Origin of the sequence: Janthinobacterium sp. TND4EL3 (assembly GCF_900156175.1) — a bacterium.
GTDB lineage: Bacteria > Pseudomonadota > Gammaproteobacteria > Burkholderiales > Burkholderiaceae_D > Janthinobacterium.
On record NZ_FTMV01000003.1, the window covers coordinates 65,367 to 82,711 of the forward strand.

A 17,345-nucleotide genomic window follows, 5' to 3' on the forward strand; every position below is an offset into this window, starting at 1 on the left:
CCGCGCCGATTCCCCGCGCGGCGGCCAGCCGAATCAATCAGATGATACAGAAACAACAATGAATCTTCAGCTATTGCAAACCCGTCTAGGCTATACGTTCCAGGATGCTGGCCTGTTGCAGCAAGCCTTGACGCACCGTAGCCACAGCAGTTTGCATAACGAGCGGCTGGAATTCCTCGGCGACTCCATCCTCAACTGCGTGGTCGCCTCCATCCTGTACGAGCGTTTCAAGTCCATCGACGAGGGCGACCTGTCGCGCCTGCGTGCCAATTTGGTGAAACAGCAGTCGCTGTATGAAATCGCGCAAAAGCTGGAATTGTCGCAATTCCTGCGCCTGGGCGAAGGCGAACTGAAATCGGGCGGTTTCCGCCGTCCGTCGATTCTCGCCGACACCCTGGAAGCCTTGCTGGGCGCCATCTTCCTCGACACGGGCTTCGATGCTGCCAGCACGGTGATCCGCGCCTTCTACATTCCCATCCTCGACTCGGTCGATCCGCAAACCCTGGGCAAGGATGCCAAGACCCTGCTGCAGGAGTTTTTGCAGAGCAAGAAAATTTCGCTGCCACAGTACAACGTGGTGGCCACCCACGGCGCCGCCCACAGCCAGGAATTCGAGATCGAATGCCTGGTGCCGAAATTGAACATCCAGGTCTACGGCCGTGGCGGAAGCCGCCGCGCCGGTGAGCAAGCCGCCGCCAAACTGGCGCTGGACGTGGCCGAGCAGGCACTGTTGAAGTCGCCTGCCGCCAGCCGCAAGCCCAAACCGCGCGCCGCCCAGCTCAAGCTGGCCGGCATTGCCACCATCCAGAGCGACGACGCACCAGCCCCGGCTGCCCCGGCGATCGCCGCTCACACTAAACAGAATCGACACTAGCATGACTGCCACCAAAATGCCCGACAACTTCCGCTGTGGCTATATCGCCATCGTGGGCCGCCCCAACGTGGGCAAATCGACCCTGATGAATGTGCTGATCGGCGCGAAGGTCAGCATCACTTCGCGCAAGGCGCAGACGACGCGCCACCGCATCACGGGCATCCAGACGCTGCCGGATGCGCAGTTCATCTACGTCGACACGCCCGGCTTCCAGACGCGCCACTCGAACGCGCTGAACAAGACGCTGAACAAGACCGTCACCAACACGCTGATTTCCTCGGACGTGATCCTGTACGTGATCGAGGCGGGCACGTTCGGCCCGGCCGACCAGCAAGTGATGGACCTGCTGCCGAAGGAAGTGCCGTGCATCCTCGTCATCAATAAATCCGACCGCGTCAAGGATAAGGCTGTATTGTTGCCGTTTGCGCAAAAGATCGCCGCCATGCGCGACTTTGCCGCCATCGTGCCCGTGTCCGCCAAGCTGCACTTCCAGCTGGAAGGCTTGCAGAACGAGATCAAGCGCTTCTTGCCGGAAAACCAGCCCATCTTTGGCCCGGACGACATCACGGACCGCAGCGAAAAATTCCTCGCCTCGGAAATCGTGCGCGAAAAACTGTTCCGCTTCGTCGGCGACGAACTGCCGTACACGAGCACCGTCTTGATCGAGAAGTTCGAGCAGGAAGGCGATCTGCGCCGCGTGTTCGCCGCCATCCTGGTCGAGCGCGATACGCACAAGTCCATGATTATCGGCAACAAGGGCGCGCGCCTGAAGGAAGTCTCCACCCAGGCCCGCCTGGACATGGAAAAGCTGTTCGGCGGCCCCGTGTACCTGGAAATCTGGGTCAAGGTCAAGTCGGGCTGGGCCGACAACGAGGCGGGCTTGCGCGCCTACGGCTACGAGTAATCCGCAACCCGGGGGCGACGCCACACGCATGAGCACCACCACGCCAGCGCTGCACGATCCCGCGCCAGCCTCGCTTGCCGCCCCCGTGCCCGTGGCCGTCGCGCCACCGGCAGCCCCTTCCGCATCTCCCCCAAGGCGCAGCCGTCCGCCCGCGCGCGACGGCCGCATCACGGGCCAGCCGGCCTTCGTGCTGCACAGCTATCCGCATAAAGAAACCAGCCTTATCGTCGACGTGTTTACGCGCGAGTACGGCCGCATCGCGCTCGTCGCCAAGGGTGCCAAGCGGCCCCATTCGCAGCTGCGCGGCGTGCTGCAGACCTTCCAGCCCCTGCAGGCGGGCTGGACGGGCAAGTCCGAGCTGCGCATCCTGACGGGCGCCGAATGGGTGGGCGGCATGTTGCCGCTGGAAAAGACGGCCCTGCTGTGCGGCTTTTACCTGAATGAACTGCTCGTCAAGCTGCTGGCGCGCGACGACCCGCATCCCGTCCTGTTCGACCACTACGTTGCCACCTTGAATCAACTGGCGCACAATGAGCCGGCGCCCATCGTGCTGCGCAAGTTCGAGCGCGCCCTGCTCAAGGAAACGGGCGTGGCGGCCGACCTGACGCGCTGCACGGGCACGCGCCAGCCCGTGCAGGCGGGACAGGTCTACGTGGTCGACCCGGAACGGGGACCGCGCCCGGCGCGCGCCGCCGACGCCTGGCCGAAGATCACGGGCAAGACCCTGCTCGACATGGAGCGCGAAGATTATCTTGACGTGGCCACGCAGGCGCAAAGCAAGCTGCTGATGCGCTTTTTGCTGGCCCATCAACTGGGGGGCGCCACCTTGAACACGCGCCAGATACTGATCGATTTAATGCAGCTGTAGCGGCGGCTTGCCGCAGGACAGCACTTTACGGATACCATCACTATGAGCTTTTTGCAGCCTTCCGGCCCCGTCATCGACCTGGGCGTCAATATCGACCACGTGGCCACCCTGCGCAATGCGCGCGGCACGCAGTATCCGGACCCGGTGCGCGCGGCCCTGCTGGCCGAGCAGGCGGGCGCCGACGCCATTACCCTGCATCTGCGCGAAGACCGCCGCCACATCAAGGATGCGGACGTGATCGCCATCGCGCCGCAATTGCTCACGCGCATGAACCTGGAAGCGGCCGTGACGGCCGAGATGATCGATTTTGCCTGCCGCATCCGCCCGGCCGACGTGTGCCTGGTGCCGGAAAAACGCACGGAAGTGACCACCGAGGGCGGCCTTGACGTGGTGCGCTACTTCAAGGAAGTGCAGGCTGCCGTCCAGCAATTGCAGGGCGAGGGCATCCGCGTGAGCCTGTTCATCGACGCGGACGAGCAGCAGATCGCCGCCGCCGCCGAACTCGGCGCGCCCGTGATCGAGCTGCACACGGGCCGCTACGCCGATACCGAGGGCGCGGAACAGCTGGCGGAACTGGAACGCATCAAGGCGGGCGTGCTGTTCGGCGTGGGGCGCGGCCTGAAGGTCAATGCGGGCCACGGCTTGCATTACAGCAATGTGCAGGCCATCGCCGCCATCCCCGATATTGCCGAGCTGAACATCGGCCACGCCATCGTCGCCCATGCCGTGTTTGTCGGCTGGGAAAACGCCGTGCGCGAAATGAAGGCCATCATGGTTGCCACGCGCCTTGGCCACCGCGCCTGATAGCAAGGAAACAGCATGATCTACGGCATCGGCACCGATATCTGCAAGATTCCCCGCATCGAGGCGGCCCTGGCGCGCCACGGCGAGCGTTTTGCCAAAAAGATACTGGGGCCGCAGGAGCTGGAGAAATTCCGCGCCCGCAGCGCCAAGAACGCCGTGCGCGGCGTGCGTTTTCTCGCCACCCGCTTTGCGGCCAAGGAGGCGTTTTCCAAGGCCATCGGCCTGGGCCTGCGCATGCCGATGACGTGGCCCGCTGCGCAGATGCTGAACCATCCCAGCGGCAAGCCGATGATCGTCTGCAGCGGCGTGCTGGCCGAGTTCATGGAAAAAAACCGGTTGAGCGCGCAAGTGACGATCAGCGATGAAGAAGAATATGCGGTCGCGTTCGTGATCGTGGAGCAAGCAGCGCAAGAATGAGCCAGCAATGACCGAAGCAAGCCCAAAACCTTCCTTGGCGGAAACGCCCCCCGACCCGCGCGCGCAGGTGCTGGCCACCGTTGCCAAGCTGCCGAACCTGCCCGGCGTGTACCGCTATTTCGACACCGCCGACAAGGTGCTGTACGTCGGCAAGGCGCGCGACCTGAAAAAGCGCGTGTCCAGTTACTTCCAGAAGAATCTGGCCAGCCCCCGCATCGCCATGATGGTCGAGCGCATCGCGCGCCTGGAAACGACCGTCACGCACAGCGAGGCGGAAGCCTTGATCCTGGAAAACAACCTGATCAAGGCGCTGCAGCCGCGCTACAACATCCTGTTTCGCGATGATAAATCGTATCCGTATCTGAAAATCACCAGCGGCGACGCGCCGCGCATGGTGTATTACCGGGGCGCGGTGGACAAGAAAAACCAGTATTTCGGGCCGTTTCCCAGTTCCTGGGCCGTCAAGGAATCGATGCAGATCCTGCAAAAGGTTTTTCTCATCCGCACCTGCGAGGACAGCGTGTACGCCAACCGCACGCGGCCGTGCCTGCTGCACCAGATCGGCCGCTGCAGCGCGCCGTGCGTGGGCCTGATCAGCAAGGAAGACTACAAGAACGACGTGGAAAACGCGGCGCGCTTCCTGCGCGGGCGCCAGAGCGAAGTGCTGGCGGACCTGGAAAAGAAGATGCACGCCTTTGCCGCCGAGCTCAAATTCGAGCAGGCCGTGGTGGTGCGCAACCAGATCGCCTCGCTGTCGCGCGTGCTGCACCAGCAGAGCATGGAAACGACGGGCGACGCCGACGTGGACATCATCGCCGTGCTGGTGCAGGGCGGGCGCGCCTGCGTCAACCTGGCCATGGTGCGCGGCGGGCGCCACCTGGGCGACCGCGCCTATTTCCCCAGCCAGCTCAGCGATGCGGCGGCGATTGCCGAGGAAGCCATCGAGGTGGAAGTGCTGGCCGCCTTCCTGGCCCAGCATTACACGGAAAAGTTCATTCCCGGCACCCTGATCCTGAATATCGAATTCGACCAGCCGGCCCTGATGGTGGCGCTGATGGAGCAGTGCGGCCACCGCATCAACCTGATCTTCCAGCCGCAGGGACAGCGCCGCCAGTGGCTTGAGATGGCGCAAAAGGGCGCCGAGATTTCGCTGGCCCGCCTGTTGTCCGAGCAGGGCTCGCAGCAGTCGCGCACGCGGGCGCTGGCCGAAGCGCTGCGCCTGGAGACGGAGGACCTCGACAGCCTGCGCGTGGAATGCTTCGACATCAGCCACACGCAGGGCGAGGCGACGCAGGCGTCCTGCGTCGTCTTCCACCACCACGCCATGCAGAACGGCGAGTACCGCCGCTACAACATCAACGATATCACGCCCGGCGACGATTACGCGGCCATGCGCCAAGTGCTGATGCGCCGCTACGAAAAGGTGGCCAATGGCGACGGCGTGATGCCCGACGTGGTCCTGATTGACGGCGGCAAGGGTCAGATCGAAATGGCGCGCCAGGTGTTCGCCGAACTGGGACTCGATATCAGCCTGATCGTCGGCGTGGCAAAAGGGGAGGGCAGAAAAGTCGGCCTGGAAACCCTGCTGTTCGTCGACGGCCGTCCGGCGCAGGAGCTGGGCAAGGAGTCGGCCGCGCTGATGCTGATCGCGCAGATCCGCGACGAGGCGCACCGCTTCGCCATCACCGGCATGCGCGCCAAGCGGGCCAAGACGCGCCAGACCTCGCGCCTGGAAGAGATCGAAGGCATCGGCGCCAAGCGCCGCCAGAAGCTGCTGTCGCGCTTTGGCGGCTTGCGCGGCGTGGTCGACGCCAGCGTCGAGGATCTGATGTCGGTGGAGGGGATTTCCACGCAACTGGCGGAAGAAATCTACAAGCAGTTGCATTGATGCATACAGGCCTGGTCCGGCGCTGCGGCAACCGGACTAGGCTAATACCCTGGGGCCATGTAGACTAGTGGCGCTTTCTTCACGCTTTCTTCATGTTCAATTTACCCGCCGGCCGATTGCTTTCCTATGCCTTTTAATATTCCCATCCTTCTGACCTGGCTGCGCGTGGCCCTGATTCCACTCGTCGTCGGCGTGTTTTACCTACCGCCGTCGATGCTGCTGCACGGCGACCAGAACCTGGTCGCCACCCTGGTCTTCATCATTGCCGCCGTGACCGACTGGTTCGACGGCTTCCTCGCGCGGCGCTGGAACCAGACGTCGGCCTTCGGCGCCTTCCTCGACCCGGTCGCCGACAAGCTGATGGTGGCGGGCGCCTTGCTGGTGCTGGTGCAGCTGGACCGCGTCAATGCCGTGCTGGCCTTCATCATCATCGGCCGCGAAATCACCATTTCCGCGCTGCGCGAATGGATGGCGCAGATCGGCGCATCGAAATCGGTGGCCGTCAGCTCGATCGGCAAGATCAAGACGGCCGCGCAAATGACGGCCATCCCCTTGCTGCTGTACCACGAAGTGATCTTCGGCGCGATCGATACCCATGTGTGGGGCGAGCGCCTGCTGTGGATCGCCTGCGTGCTGACGGTGTGGTCGATGTTCTATTACTTGCGCCTGGCATGGCCGCTGATCAAGGAAAAGGCCGGCAATCTCCATTAATTGCACAGGGATTAGGCAGTCGACGGCTTTCTTCGGAATATTTTGCAAAAGACCAGATATTGCCCGTTGACAGCCCCTGTAATCCCTCTATAATGCTGGCCTGTTGTTGATGACGCGGGAGTAGCTCAGTTGGTAGAGCGCAACCTTGCCAAGGTTGAGGTCGAGAGTTCGAGACTCTTCTCCCGCTCCAGTTTTCTGGATCGTGTCATAGGTAAAAACAGCAAATGTAGTAAAAAGTAGTACTGGCGATGTAGTAGAGCTTCTGATACAATGTTGTCCACTGCGGGAGTAGCTCAGTTGGTAGAGCGCAACCTTGCCAAGGTTGAGGTCGAGAGTTCGAGACTCTTCTCCCGCTCCAGTGAACACTGGATCAGCAGTAAAGCAGCACTGGTAAACGGTAGTAAAAAGCAGTAAAATAGCGGTTCGTATGCGGGAGTAGCTCAGTTGGTAGAGCGCAACCTTGCCAAGGTTGAGGTCGAGAGTTCGAGACTCTTCTCCCGCTCCAGCGAACGCTGGTGCAGTATAGCAAGAATGGCAGTAGCAGAAAATAGAAGCTCCAATGCGGGAGTAGCTCAGTTGGTAGAGCGCAACCTTGCCAAGGTTGAGGTCGAGAGTTCGAGACTCTTCTCCCGCTCCAGAATTCTAAAGGGAAGCTAAGCTGGCTTCCTTTTTTTATCCGCCGCAAAGCAGTCATGCGGCGTGGTCAGGCGGTAAACAAGCTCCAATGCGGGAGTAGCTCAGTTGGTAGAGCGCAACCTTGCCAAGGTTGAGGTCGAGAGTTCGAGACTCTTCTCCCGCTCCAGTTTTCAAGGTGGGCCGCAAGGCGCATCGAAGCAGTTCCTCTGGCGAGGTAGCAAAGAGGTTATGCAGCGGCCTGCAAAGCCGTTTAGACGGGTTCGATTCCCGTCCTCGCCTCCAGATGAAAAAAATAGCCCACTTCCGAGTGGGCTATTTTTTTGTCTGCCCTTTCGCCAGACTTTGTCCGCTGTGCATCTTGTATAATGCCAGCAAGCTCAACCGCGCCGCCTGGCGCCTTTGAAACCTCCCCCTTTCCGCCATGCCGATGTAGTCACTGACGACTTTCCTGCTCCGTTCAAGCTCAGCGCAACTTTTCTGTGACGTCCGCTGGCATGGCTGTGCCTGGTTTTTCCATCAGGCCGGTATTTCCCTGTTCCGACCCTGGATACGCATCAATGATCAACGCAACTTTTCGGGAAGAGTGGTTCTCGAATATACAAAAAAACGTCCTGGCGGGCCTGACTACCTCGTTCGCCCTGGTGCCGGAATGCATCGCCTTTGCCCTGGTGGCACAGTTGAATCCCCTGATGGGCCTGTATGGCGCCTTCATCATCTGCGCATTGACGGCCATCTTTGGCGGGCGTCCTGGGATGATTTCGGGCGCCGCCGGTTCCATGGCCGTCGTCATCGTGGCGCTGGTGGCCCGGCATGGCGTGCAGTATCTGCTGGCCACCGTGGTGCTGAGCGGCATCCTGATGGCGCTGTTTGGTATCTTGCGCCTGGGTAAATTGATCCGCATGGTGCCGCACCCGGTGATGCTGGGCTTTGTGAATGGCCTGGCCATCGTCATCGCCATGTCCCAGCTGGAACATTTTCGCCTGGCCACGCCGCAAGGCGAAACCTGGCTGCAAGGCACGTCCTTGTACGTGATGGTCGCCCTGGTGGCGCTGACCATGGCCATCGTCTATGTGCTGCCGCGCCTGACAAAGGCCGTGCCGCCCGCGCTGGTGGCCATCCTGGGCGTGGGCGTGCTCAGCCATTTCCTGCACCTGCCCACGCGCACGCTGGGCGACCTCGCGCATATCGCCGGCGGCTTGCCGGCCCTGCACTGGCCTACGGTGCCGCTGGACATGGCCACCTTGCACATCATTTTCCCGTACGCGGCGCTGATGGCCATGGTGGGCTTGCTGGAAACCTTGCTCACTTTCAATCTCACGGATGAGATAACGGAAACGCGGGGCCAGCCGAACCGCGAATGCATCGCGCTCGGCGCGGCCAACGTCGCCTCGGGCCTGTTCGGCGGCATGGGCGGCTGCGCCATGATCGGGCAGACGATGATCAACTTGAGTTCCGGCGGCCGCTCGCGCCTGTCTGGCGTGACGGCCGGCGTGATGGTTTTATTGTTCATCCTGTTCCTGTCGCCCCTGATCGAGCGCATCCCGCTGGCCGCGCTGGTCGGCGTGATGTTCGTCGTGGCGCAACAGACGTTTGCCTGGGGTTCGCTGCGCGTGCTGGGCAAGGTGCCGCGCCACGATGCGCTGGTGATCGTTGCCGTGACGGTGATCACCGTGTTCACGGACCTGGCGATGGCCGTGCTGTGCGGCATTGTGATTGCCGCCTTGAATTTTGCCTGGCAGCACGCGCGCGACATGCGTGCCGATACCGATGACAGCACGCCGGGAGTGCGCGTCTACGTGCCGCACGGCACGCTGTTCTTTGCCTCGGTCGCGCATTTCCAGGAGCTGTTCCGGCCGGCCACGGACCCGGCGCGCATCATCCTCGACTGCCGCCATCTGCACCTGGCCGACCACTCGGCCATTGCCGCCATCGAAGCCTTGTATGAACGCTATGACAAGGCGGGCAAGCATGTGCAGGTGATGCACCTGTCGGGCCGCGGCCAGGCCTTGCTGCAGCGCGCAGGCGTGGATGTGAGCGTGGCGTAAAATACTGCGTGCGTGGTCCCGCGCAATGGCACGATCCTGGCGGGATTTTTGAATGAAATGGAGTATTGATGCTGTCGTACGAACAAGAACAATTATTGCAGCAAAGCCAGGCGGCTTTTGATGCCTACTATGACGGGCTGGGTGCGTCGCTGGTCAATTTCGTCGAGCGCCTGGGCATACAGCCGGCGCACGAAGTGTTGACGAACGCGGCCGAATACCTGCCGTATATCGACGCGGCCATGCGCACCATCGTCATCCGCGACGAGAGCTGGCAATGGGTGAAAACCATGCTTGGCTACTTTATCGGCGAATACTTTGTGCAAGGTCATGCGGGCTGCTGGTATGTGGAAACGCGGGCCGAATCGCCGCATTTCTGCCGTTACATGGTCGGTGGCTTCGAGCATGGCTTGCCAGCGGACGCCGCCATCGATCCGGAGGCGCTGGCGCTGGCATTCCTGGCGCAATCCGCGCCGCGCGAACTGGCGAAACTGATAGACGATGCGCAAGCCGGGCTGTGCTGATGCCTGGCCGTGCGGCATGCGTGGCAGCCGCTGCCACGCATTGAGCGTCAGCTCTTAAAACTCTTCCCAATCGCCTTCGGCAGGCGCCGTTGCCTTGCTGCTGGCGCGCGTCGCGGGCAGGCGCAGGGCAGGGGCCTGGCGCGCGGGCGCGGCCGGGGCTGCCGGCGCGCTGCGCTGCGGCGCCTTGGCGCTGAAACGGTCGGTCGCCACTGCATTGGCGTCCAGGCGGAACACGCTGACCACCTGCGCCAGTTCGCTCGCCTGTTCCTGCATCGCTTCGGCCGCGGCCGACGCTTCTTCCACCAGCGCTGCATTTTGCTGGGTCACCTGGTCCATTTCGGAAATGGCCTGGTTGACTTGCTCGATACCGGCGCTCTGTTCTTCGCTGGCGTTGCTGATTTCGCTCATGATGGACGTGACGAAGCCGATGCTTTGCACGATTTCTTCCATCGTCTTGCCGGCCTTGTCGACCAGGTCCGTGCCCACGTCGACCTTTTGCACGGAGTCGTCGATCAAGCCCTTGATTTCTTTTGCCGCCGCTGCGGAACGCTGCGCCAGGTTGCGCACCTCGGTTGCCACGACGGCGAAGCCGCGGCCCTGTTCGCCGGCGCGCGCCGCTTCCACGGCCGCGTTCAAGGCCAGGATGTTGGTCTGGAAGGCGATGCCGTCGATGACAGAGATAATATCGACGATTTTCTTCGACGAGGTATTGATCTCGCCCATGGTGGCGACCACTTCGGCCACCACGGCGCCGCCGCGGCTGGCGATGCCGGCCGCGTCGCCGGCCAGTTTGTTCGCCTGGCGCGCATTGTCCGCGTTCTGCTTTACGGTGCTGGTCAATTCTTCCATCGACGAGGCCGTTTCTTCCAGCGAACTGGCTTGCTGTTCCGTGCGCGACGACAGGTCCTGGTTGCCGGCGGCGATTTCCGCCGATGCCGTGGCGATGGTGTCGGTGCCGCTGCGCACCTGGCCGACGATGCCCACGAGGCTGTCGTTCATGGTTTTCAGCGCGTGCATCAGCTGCGCCGTTTCATCGCGGCCCTGCACCGTGATGGTGCTGCTCAGGTCGCCTGCCGCCACGGTTTCGGCCACTTTCACGGCGTCGCGGATGGGGCCGGTGATCGAGCGCGTGATCCACCAGGCAAAGCCGATGCCCATCAGCACGGCCAGCACGCCCATGGTGATCAGGAAAATGCGGGTGCTGCTGTAAGCCTCGATGATGCTGGCGCCGACGCCGTCGGCCGCCTTGATCTGCATGCTGGCGAAGCGCTTCACCTCGGCCAGGTAGGCCACCGTGATCGGTGCGACTTCCTTCTCGAACACTTCCTTGGCGCCGGCCATGTCGCCGTCGGCCTTCATCTGGAAGGCGCGGGCGCGCGTCGTCACGTAGTCGGTGCGCACCTTGCGCACGACCTTGAATTGCTCGATGACGGCCGGGTTGAGCAAGGACGCGACGATGTCGTCCTGCAGCTTGCTGGAACGGTCCGCATCGACTTTCAGGTCGGCCTCGATCTTGGCGCGCACGGCGGGATCGGTGATTTCAAACGAGGCGACGCCGCGCACGCTGTTGAGTTCGATGATCTTCGACCATTCGGCCACCATGCGCTGGTTCTTGATGCTGGTATTGATGAGTCGGTAGGTCAGGTCGCTGGCCGTTTGCATGCGCACGAGGGCGGTGACGGTCAAGGCGGCAAGCAACAGCAATACGACAGCAAAGCCGACGCCAAGGCGGCTGCCGATGTTCAGGTTCTTCATGTAATTCCTAACAGTTTAATAGTCATGATCGCCGCCGCCAGCAGGGGCGGCCAGGCGCCGCAAGGCGCAGGGGATCGGGGTCTTCGGGTGCCGCAGGATTGCTGTGCGGCGCGCCGCGCTGTGCACGGCGTTGGAGGTGAAACAAGGGGTGTGGCGGCCTGGGATGCCGCTAACCAGCAAACCGGAAGTATAGCATTGACGCACGGAAATAGTTTTTTGCGGCAATTTTAATTTCTTATTGATATTAATTCATTGTTGCTTTTTTACGTCAAGTACCTAGTCCATAAGTACTATCACTTACATTCCGCCTTACTTTTCGCCGTGCCGGCTGATAAAATACTAATGATAATCATTCGTATTAAATAATCGACCAGGGAATTGTATGCAGCAACAGCGCAAGCCAGGATGTAAACCGATCACTCTCGCCGTACTGGGCGCCCTGACCTTGGGTGCCACGCCATTGGCGGCCTGGGCACAGGAAACCTTGCCCGCCGTCACCGTGACTGCGGCCAAGGACAGCAATGGCTATGTCGCCGCCACCTCCGCCAGCGGCACCAAGACGGAAATGGCCCTGCGCGACGTGCCGCAGACGATCAACGTGGTGCCGGCCGCCGTCATCAAGGATCAGCACGCCATGTCGATCCAGGACATCATGAAGAACATCCCCGGCGTGGGCCTGTCCACGGGTGACGGCCAGCGCGACCAGGTGTTCATCCGCGGCTTCACGGCCATCGGCGACCAGTTCGTCGACGGCTTCCGCGATGACGCCCTGTATTTCCGCGACCTGTCGAACGTGGAGCGCCTGGAAGTGATCAAGGGACCGGCCGCCGTGCTGTACGGCCGCGGCTCCTCGGGCGGCCTGGTCAACCGCATCACCAAGAAACCGGGTATCGATATCACGGACGTGGCCCTGAGCCTGACGAATACGGCCGGGCGCCGCGGCGAAGTCGACGTGGGCAGAGTGGGCGAGACGGTGGACTGGCGCGTCACGGGCGCGCGCGAATTGTCCGACAGCTACCGCGACCAGCAATTCATCAACCGCACGGCGATCGCGCCTTCCGTGGCCATCCGCCTCTCAAGCGCCACCAAACTGCTGCTGCAGGGCGACTACCTGGAAGACCGCCGCCTGACGGACTTCGGCATCCCGTCCTGGCACGGCCGTCCCGTCGCCGTCGATGCGGGCACCTATTATGGCGCCGCGAATGCCCGCGATGCGGACTTCAGCCAGTCGCGCGTGGTCTCCACGGCCGCCACGCTGACGCACAGGTTCAGCGATACCTTGTCGCTGCGCAATGCCTTCCGCTATTACGATTACCACCTGGACCGCAACAACACGAATATTTCCGGCAACGTCGACGAGGTCAATGGCACGATGAAGCTGGGCCACGCCAAACTCAACCGCGATGAAAGCGGCTGGTTCAACCAGACGGAACTGACGCAAAAATTGGTCACGGGCACCTTGCGCCATGAAGTGCTGTATGGCGCCGAGTTCGGCAAGCAAGACAAGGATGCCAACAGCTGGGTTTCGACCGTGGTGGCGCCGAATGTGTCGATCTTCCATCCCGTGCTGCCCGTGGTTGACCGGACCAAGCTGGGCGCGCGCAGCGATACCTTCGGCACCTATGACACGGCCGCCGCCTACGTGCAGGACGCCATCAGCTTCAGCGACGAGTGGAAGGCGCTGGCCGGCCTGCGCTACGACCGCTACCAGCAGCAGTCGCGCCTGGCCAATGCGGCTGGCGTGACGACGGCGGACCTGTCGCGTACGGATTCGGCGTTCAGCCCCCGCGCCGGCCTCGTCTGGCAACCGGGCGCGGCGCAATCGTATTACGCGTCGTGGAGCCGCTCGTTCCAGCCCAGCGGCGAGAACTTCGCCCTGGCCGCCAACAATGCCGACCTGGTGCCGGAAACCACGCGCAACATGGAAGTGGGCGCCAAGTACGATCTGTGGGGCGGCCGCGCCAACGCCACCGTGTCGCTGTTCCGCCTGGAGCGCGACAATATCAAGACCAGCGACCCGATCACGAACCGCATCGTGCCCGTCGGCACGCAGCGCACGGATGGCCTGGAACTGACCTTCAATGCGGACTTGCACGATGGCTGGAAAATGATGGCCGGCTATGCTTACCTGGACGCCACCATCACCGATTCCATCGCCGTCGACAAGAGCGTCAACGCGCCGGGCACGACGACGGCCAGTTCCGTCGCCGTCAAGGGCAAGCGCGCGACCTTGACCGCGCGCAACACGGCCAATCTGTGGCTGACGAAGGACCTGGGCCACGGCTTCACGGTGGGTGCCGGCGCGAATGCCGTCGGCAGCCGCTTCGCCAACCCGGGCAACACGGTGGTGCTGCCCGGCTACGTGACGGCCGACGCCATGGCGGCCTGGCGCTCGGGCCGCTATGAAGTGCAGCTGAACCTCAACAATATCGGCGACACGCGCTACATCGTGTCGGGCCACGGTTCCAGCCCGAACCTGAGCTTGCCGGGCGCGCCGCGCAACGTGGCGCTGACTTTGCGCTACAGCATGTAATTTTTGTCCTTTCCCGACAAAACCCGCTCGCGAGCGGGTTTTTTCATGCCCGCCGCGCTGCCTGCTCCGGCGGCCTTCCTGGCGGCGCAAACGGGCCGTGCATGCGGCTCATGCATTTAGAGGAAATATTCGGTATGCATAAATTAATGTTGACTGCGGGTAATTTTTTCCGGCGGACTGAGCCTTGATGGGTTTTGAGGGGTAAAATACGCCTCATATGGCACAGGCATGGTGCTTATATCTTATGGATATGACACCGTCATGACGTTGTATGACTTTTATTTACTCACATCATAGAGGCCTGATTATGGTTCAGATGTCCAGGCGCCAGTTCCTTCGGGTTACTGGCGCGACCATTGCTGGTTCCAGCCTCGCCCTGCTCGGTTTCGCACCGGGCCAGGCGCTGGCGGAAGTGCGGCAATACAAGCTGTCTCGCACGACCGAGACACGCAATACCTGTCCTTACTGTTCGGTAGGATGCGGCGTCCTGCTGTATGGACTGGGCGATGGCGCGAAAAACGCCGTTTCCAGCATCATCCACGTGGAAGGCGATGCCGATCACCCGGTCAACCGCGGCACCCTGTGCCCGAAAGGCGCCAGCCTGGTTGACTTCATCCACAGCCCGAACCGCCTGAAAGTGCCCGAATACCGCGCACCGGGCGGCACGGAATGGCAGCCGATCTCCTGGGATGTGGCGCTCGACAAGATCGCGCGCCTGATGAAGGATGACCGCGACGCCAACCTGATCGAAAAGAATGCCGACGGCAAGACCGTCAACCGCTGGCTCTCCACCGGCATGCTGGCCGCGTCCGCCGGCAGCAACGAGGTCGGGTATCTGACCCACAAGACAGTGCGCAGCATGGGGATGCTGACCTTTGATAATCAGGCGCGTGTATGACACGGACCGACGGTGGCAGGTCTTGCCCCGACGTTTGGCCGTGGCGCGATGACGAATCATTGGGTCGATATCAAGAATGCCGACGTGATCCTGGTCATGGGCGGCAATGCAGCAGAAGCACATCCTTGCGGATTCAAATGGGTAACGGAAGCGAAGGCGCATAACAAGGCCAAGCTGATCGTTGTCGATCCGCGTTTTACCCGTACCGCATCCGTGGCAGATTACTACTGCGCCACGCGTACCGGCACGGACATCGTCTTCCTCGGCGCGATCATCAATTATCTGCTGACGAACGACAAGATCCAGCATGAGTACGTGCGCAACTACACGGACATGCCCTTCATCGTGCGCGAAGACTATGCGTTCGAGGACGGCCTGTTCTCGGGTTTCGACAAGGAAAAAGGCAAGTACACCAACAAGGCCACCTGGGATTACGAGATCGGCGACGACGGCTATGCCAAGGTCGACCCGACCCTGGAACACCCGCGCTGCGTCTACCAGATGATGAAGAAGCACTACGCGCGCTACACGACTGAAATGGTCGAACGCACGTGCGGCGTGTCGGCCGACAAGTTCCACAAGGTGGCCGAAGCCCTGGCTTCGACCGCCGTGCCGGGACGCGCCGGTACCATCCTGTACGCGCTGGGCTGGACGCACCACTCGACGGGCGCGCAAACCATCCGCACGGGCGCCATGGTGCAGTTGCTTTTGGGTAACATGGGTATCGCCGGCGGCGGCATGAACGCCTTGCGCGGCCACTCGAACATCCAGGGCTTGACCGACCTGGGCCTGATGTCGAACCTGTTGCCAGGTTATATGACACTGCCCAACGAGGCCGAGCAGGATTTCGATGGCTATATCGCCGCGCGCGCCACCAAGCCGCTGCGGCCGAACCAGCTCAGCTACTGGAGCAATTACCGCAAGTTCCACGTCAGTTTCATGAAGACGTGGTGGGGCGACTTTGCCACTGCGGAAAATAACTACGCCTTCGACTACCTGCCGAAACTCGACAAGCCGTATGACTTGATGCAAGCCATCGAGTTGATGCACCAAGGCAAGATGACGGGCTATATCTGCCAGGGCTTCAACGTCATCGCTTCCGCGCCGAACAAGCAGAAGGTCACGGAAGCGCTGTCGAAACTGAAGTTCCTCGTCATCATGGACCCGCTGGCCGTGGAAACGGGCGAATTCTGGAAGCCGCACGGCAAATACCACGAAGTCGATCCCACCAAGATCATGACGGAAGTGTTCCGCTTGCCGACGAGCTGCTTCGCCGAAGAGCGCGGTTCGCTGGTGAGTTCCTCGCGCGTGCTGCAGTGGCACTGGCAGGCGGCCGAACCGCCGGGCCAGGCGCGCAGCGACCTGGAGATCATGTCGGGCCTGTTCTTGCGCATGCGCAGCATGTACAAGAAAGAGGGCGGCAAGTTCCCCGATCCTATCGTCAACCTGACGTGGAACTATGCGCAGCCGCACAATCCGCAGCCGGAAGAAATCGCCCGCGAATTCAACGGCAAGGCGCTGGCCGACTTGTACGATCCGAAAGATCCGACCAAGCTGCTGGTGAAAAAGGGCGAGCAGCTCGCGTCGTTTGCGCAATTGCGCGACGACGGCACGACGTCGAGCGGTTGCTGGATCTTCGCCGGCAGCTGGACGCAGGCGGGCAACCAGATGGGACGGCGCGACAACAGCGACCCGACGGGCATCGGCCAGACCCTGGGCTGGGCCTGGGCGTGGCCGGCGAACCGCCGCGTGCTGTACAACCGCGCCTCGTGCGACCTGAAGGGCAAGGCTTTCGACCCGACCCGCAAGTTGATCGAGTGGAATGGCACCAACTGGAGCGGGGCCGATATTCCCGACTTCAAGGCCGACGAACCGCCGGAAAACGGCATGGGGCCGTTCATCATGCTGGGCGAGGGCGTGGCGCGCTTCTTTGCGCGCGGGGCCATGGCCGAAGGGCCGTTCCCCGAGCATTACGAGCCGTTCGAAAATCCGCTCGGCTATAACCCCATGCACCCGAAGAACCCGCAGGCGACCAGCAATCCGGCCGCGCGCGTGTTTGCCGATGATCGCAAGCAATTCGGCACGCATGAGGAATACCCGCACGTGGCCACCAGCTACCGCCTGACCGAGCATTTCCATTACTGGACCAAGCATGCGCACCTCAATGCCATCATCCAGCCGCAGCAATTCGTCGAAATCGGCGAAGAGCTGGCCAAGAGCATCGGCGTCGTTGCCGGTGGAGAAGTGCGCGTCAGCTCCAAGCGCGGGCACATCATCGCCAAGGCCGTCGTCACCAAGCGCATCAAGGCCTTGATGATCGAGGGCAAGGCCGTGCACACGGTGGGCTTGCCGCTGCACTGGGGCTTTACGGGCGTGGCCAAGCCGGGGTATCTGATTAATACCCTGACGCCGGGCGTGGGGGATGCGAATTCGCAAACGCCGGAATTCAAGTCCTTCCTCGTGAAGGTGGAAAAAGCATGATGGGAGATCA

The 17,345-nt window shown here is 62.0% G+C and carries 12 protein-coding genes and 6 tRNA genes; 17 read left to right on the plus strand and 1 reads right to left on the minus strand.

Going from position 1 to position 17,345, the window contains the following annotated elements:
• Nucleotides 1-58 precede the first annotated feature (58 nt).
• The 15 genes from rnc to BXA07_RS06300 all read left to right on the plus strand — a co-directional run bounded on the left by rnc (nucleotide 59) and on the right by BXA07_RS06300 (nucleotide 9,668).
• Nucleotides 59-874, plus strand: a complete 816-nt coding sequence (gene rnc, locus BXA07_RS06230) for a ribonuclease III (protein WP_046683971.1) — start codon at nucleotides 59-61, stop codon at nucleotides 872-874.
• Between the two features lies 1 nt (nucleotide 875).
• Nucleotides 876-1,778 (plus strand): GTPase Era, encoded by a 903-nt coding sequence (era, locus tag BXA07_RS06235; protein WP_076566641.1) that lies wholly within the window; start codon nucleotides 876-878, stop codon nucleotides 1,776-1,778.
• Between the two features lie 28 nt (nucleotides 1,779-1,806).
• Nucleotides 1,807-2,646: a DNA repair protein RecO gene (gene recO / locus BXA07_RS06240; protein ID WP_076566642.1), complete on the plus strand. Its 840-nt coding sequence runs from the start codon at nucleotides 1,807-1,809 to the stop codon at nucleotides 2,644-2,646.
• 42 nt (nucleotides 2,647-2,688) lie between these two features.
• Entirely contained in the window at nucleotides 2,689-3,450 is a 762-nt protein-coding gene (gene pdxJ / locus BXA07_RS06245; RefSeq protein ID WP_076566644.1) for a pyridoxine 5'-phosphate synthase, read from the plus strand.
• Between the two features lie 15 nt (nucleotides 3,451-3,465).
• Nucleotides 3,466-3,867 carry a holo-ACP synthase gene (acpS, locus tag BXA07_RS06250; RefSeq protein WP_076566645.1) on the plus strand — a complete coding sequence of 134 codons (402 nt, stop codon included), beginning with the start codon at nucleotides 3,466-3,468 and terminating at the stop codon, nucleotides 3,865-3,867.
• Between the two features lie 7 nt (nucleotides 3,868-3,874).
• The gene (gene uvrC / locus BXA07_RS06255; RefSeq protein ID WP_076566647.1) at nucleotides 3,875-5,755 is read left to right on the plus strand and encodes an excinuclease ABC subunit UvrC; all 1,881 of its coding nucleotides are present in this window, start codon (nucleotides 3,875-3,877) and stop codon (nucleotides 5,753-5,755) included.
• Nucleotides 5,756-5,881: 126 nt separating this feature from the next.
• Nucleotides 5,882-6,466, plus strand: a complete 585-nt coding sequence (pgsA, locus tag BXA07_RS06260) for a CDP-diacylglycerol--glycerol-3-phosphate 3-phosphatidyltransferase (protein WP_076566649.1) — start codon at nucleotides 5,882-5,884, stop codon at nucleotides 6,464-6,466.
• Nucleotides 6,467-6,580: 114 nt separating this feature from the next.
• Nucleotides 6,581-6,656: transfer RNA gene (locus BXA07_RS06265), tRNA-Gly, on the plus strand.
• Between the two features lie 92 nt (nucleotides 6,657-6,748).
• Nucleotides 6,749-6,824 (plus strand) — tRNA-Gly (locus BXA07_RS06270).
• A 71-nt stretch (nucleotides 6,825-6,895) separates the two neighbouring features.
• Nucleotides 6,896-6,971, plus strand: a tRNA-Gly gene (locus BXA07_RS06275).
• A 56-nt stretch (nucleotides 6,972-7,027) separates the two neighbouring features.
• A tRNA-Gly gene (locus BXA07_RS06280) sits at nucleotides 7,028-7,103 on the plus strand.
• 89 nt (nucleotides 7,104-7,192) lie between these two features.
• Nucleotides 7,193-7,268 (plus strand) — tRNA-Gly (locus BXA07_RS06285).
• A gap of 42 nt (nucleotides 7,269-7,310) precedes the next feature.
• Nucleotides 7,311-7,384 (plus strand) — tRNA-Cys (locus tag BXA07_RS06290).
• Between the two features lie 275 nt (nucleotides 7,385-7,659).
• A complete protein-coding gene (locus BXA07_RS06295) occupies nucleotides 7,660-9,147 on the plus strand; it encodes a SulP family inorganic anion transporter (RefSeq protein WP_076566651.1) in 1,488 nt (495 codons plus the stop codon).
• Between the two features lie 68 nt (nucleotides 9,148-9,215).
• On the plus strand, nucleotides 9,216-9,668 hold the full coding sequence (locus tag BXA07_RS06300) for a hypothetical protein (protein ID WP_139335454.1): 453 nt from the start codon (nucleotides 9,216-9,218) through the stop codon (nucleotides 9,666-9,668).
• Between the two features lie 54 nt (nucleotides 9,669-9,722).
• Here the strand turns inward: BXA07_RS06300 and BXA07_RS06305 are convergent, their stop codons facing one another.
• Nucleotides 9,723-11,423, minus strand: a complete 1,701-nt coding sequence (locus BXA07_RS06305; protein ID WP_076566655.1) for a methyl-accepting chemotaxis protein — start codon at nucleotides 11,421-11,423, stop codon at nucleotides 9,723-9,725.
• A gap of 382 nt (nucleotides 11,424-11,805) precedes the next feature.
• On the opposite strand from BXA07_RS06305, the gene BXA07_RS06310 reads away from it, so the two are divergent.
• Together BXA07_RS06310 and fdnG are read left to right on the plus strand one after the other, a co-directional pair.
• On the plus strand, nucleotides 11,806-13,956 hold the full coding sequence (locus BXA07_RS06310) for a TonB-dependent receptor (RefSeq protein ID WP_076566657.1): 2,151 nt from the start codon (nucleotides 11,806-11,808) through the stop codon (nucleotides 13,954-13,956).
• Nucleotides 13,957-14,263: 307 nt separating this feature from the next.
• Nucleotides 14,264-17,335 (plus strand): formate dehydrogenase-N subunit alpha, encoded by a 3,072-nt coding sequence (gene fdnG / locus BXA07_RS06320; RefSeq protein WP_139335455.1) that lies wholly within the window; start codon nucleotides 14,264-14,266, stop codon nucleotides 17,333-17,335.
• Nucleotides 17,336-17,345 lie beyond the last annotated feature (10 nt).

What these genes read in the sequence shown, in the direction of transcription:
- rnc (WP_046683971.1), top strand. Translation starts at nt 59, where the DNA reads ATGAATCTTCAGCTATTGCAAACCCGTCTAGGCTATACGTTCCAGGAT.
- era (WP_076566641.1), top strand. Translation starts at nt 876, where the DNA reads ATGACTGCCACCAAAATGCCCGACAACTTCCGCTGTGGCTATATCGCC.
- recO (WP_076566642.1), top strand. Translation starts at nt 1,807, where the DNA reads ATGAGCACCACCACGCCAGCGCTGCACGATCCCGCGCCAGCCTCGCTT.
- pdxJ (WP_076566644.1), top strand. Translation starts at nt 2,689, where the DNA reads ATGAGCTTTTTGCAGCCTTCCGGCCCCGTCATCGACCTGGGCGTCAAT.
- acpS (WP_076566645.1), top strand. Translation starts at nt 3,466, where the DNA reads ATGATCTACGGCATCGGCACCGATATCTGCAAGATTCCCCGCATCGAG.
- uvrC (WP_076566647.1), top strand. Translation starts at nt 3,875, where the DNA reads ATGACCGAAGCAAGCCCAAAACCTTCCTTGGCGGAAACGCCCCCCGAC.
- pgsA (WP_076566649.1), top strand. Translation starts at nt 5,882, where the DNA reads ATGCCTTTTAATATTCCCATCCTTCTGACCTGGCTGCGCGTGGCCCTG.
- BXA07_RS06295 (WP_076566651.1), top strand. Translation starts at nt 7,660, where the DNA reads ATGATCAACGCAACTTTTCGGGAAGAGTGGTTCTCGAATATACAAAAA.
- BXA07_RS06300 (WP_139335454.1), top strand. Translation starts at nt 9,216, where the DNA reads ATGCTGTCGTACGAACAAGAACAATTATTGCAGCAAAGCCAGGCGGCT.
- BXA07_RS06305 (WP_076566655.1), bottom strand. Translation starts at nt 11,423, where the DNA reads ATGAAGAACCTGAACATCGGCAGCCGCCTTGGCGTCGGCTTTGCTGTC.
- BXA07_RS06310 (WP_076566657.1), top strand. Translation starts at nt 11,806, where the DNA reads ATGCAGCAACAGCGCAAGCCAGGATGTAAACCGATCACTCTCGCCGTA.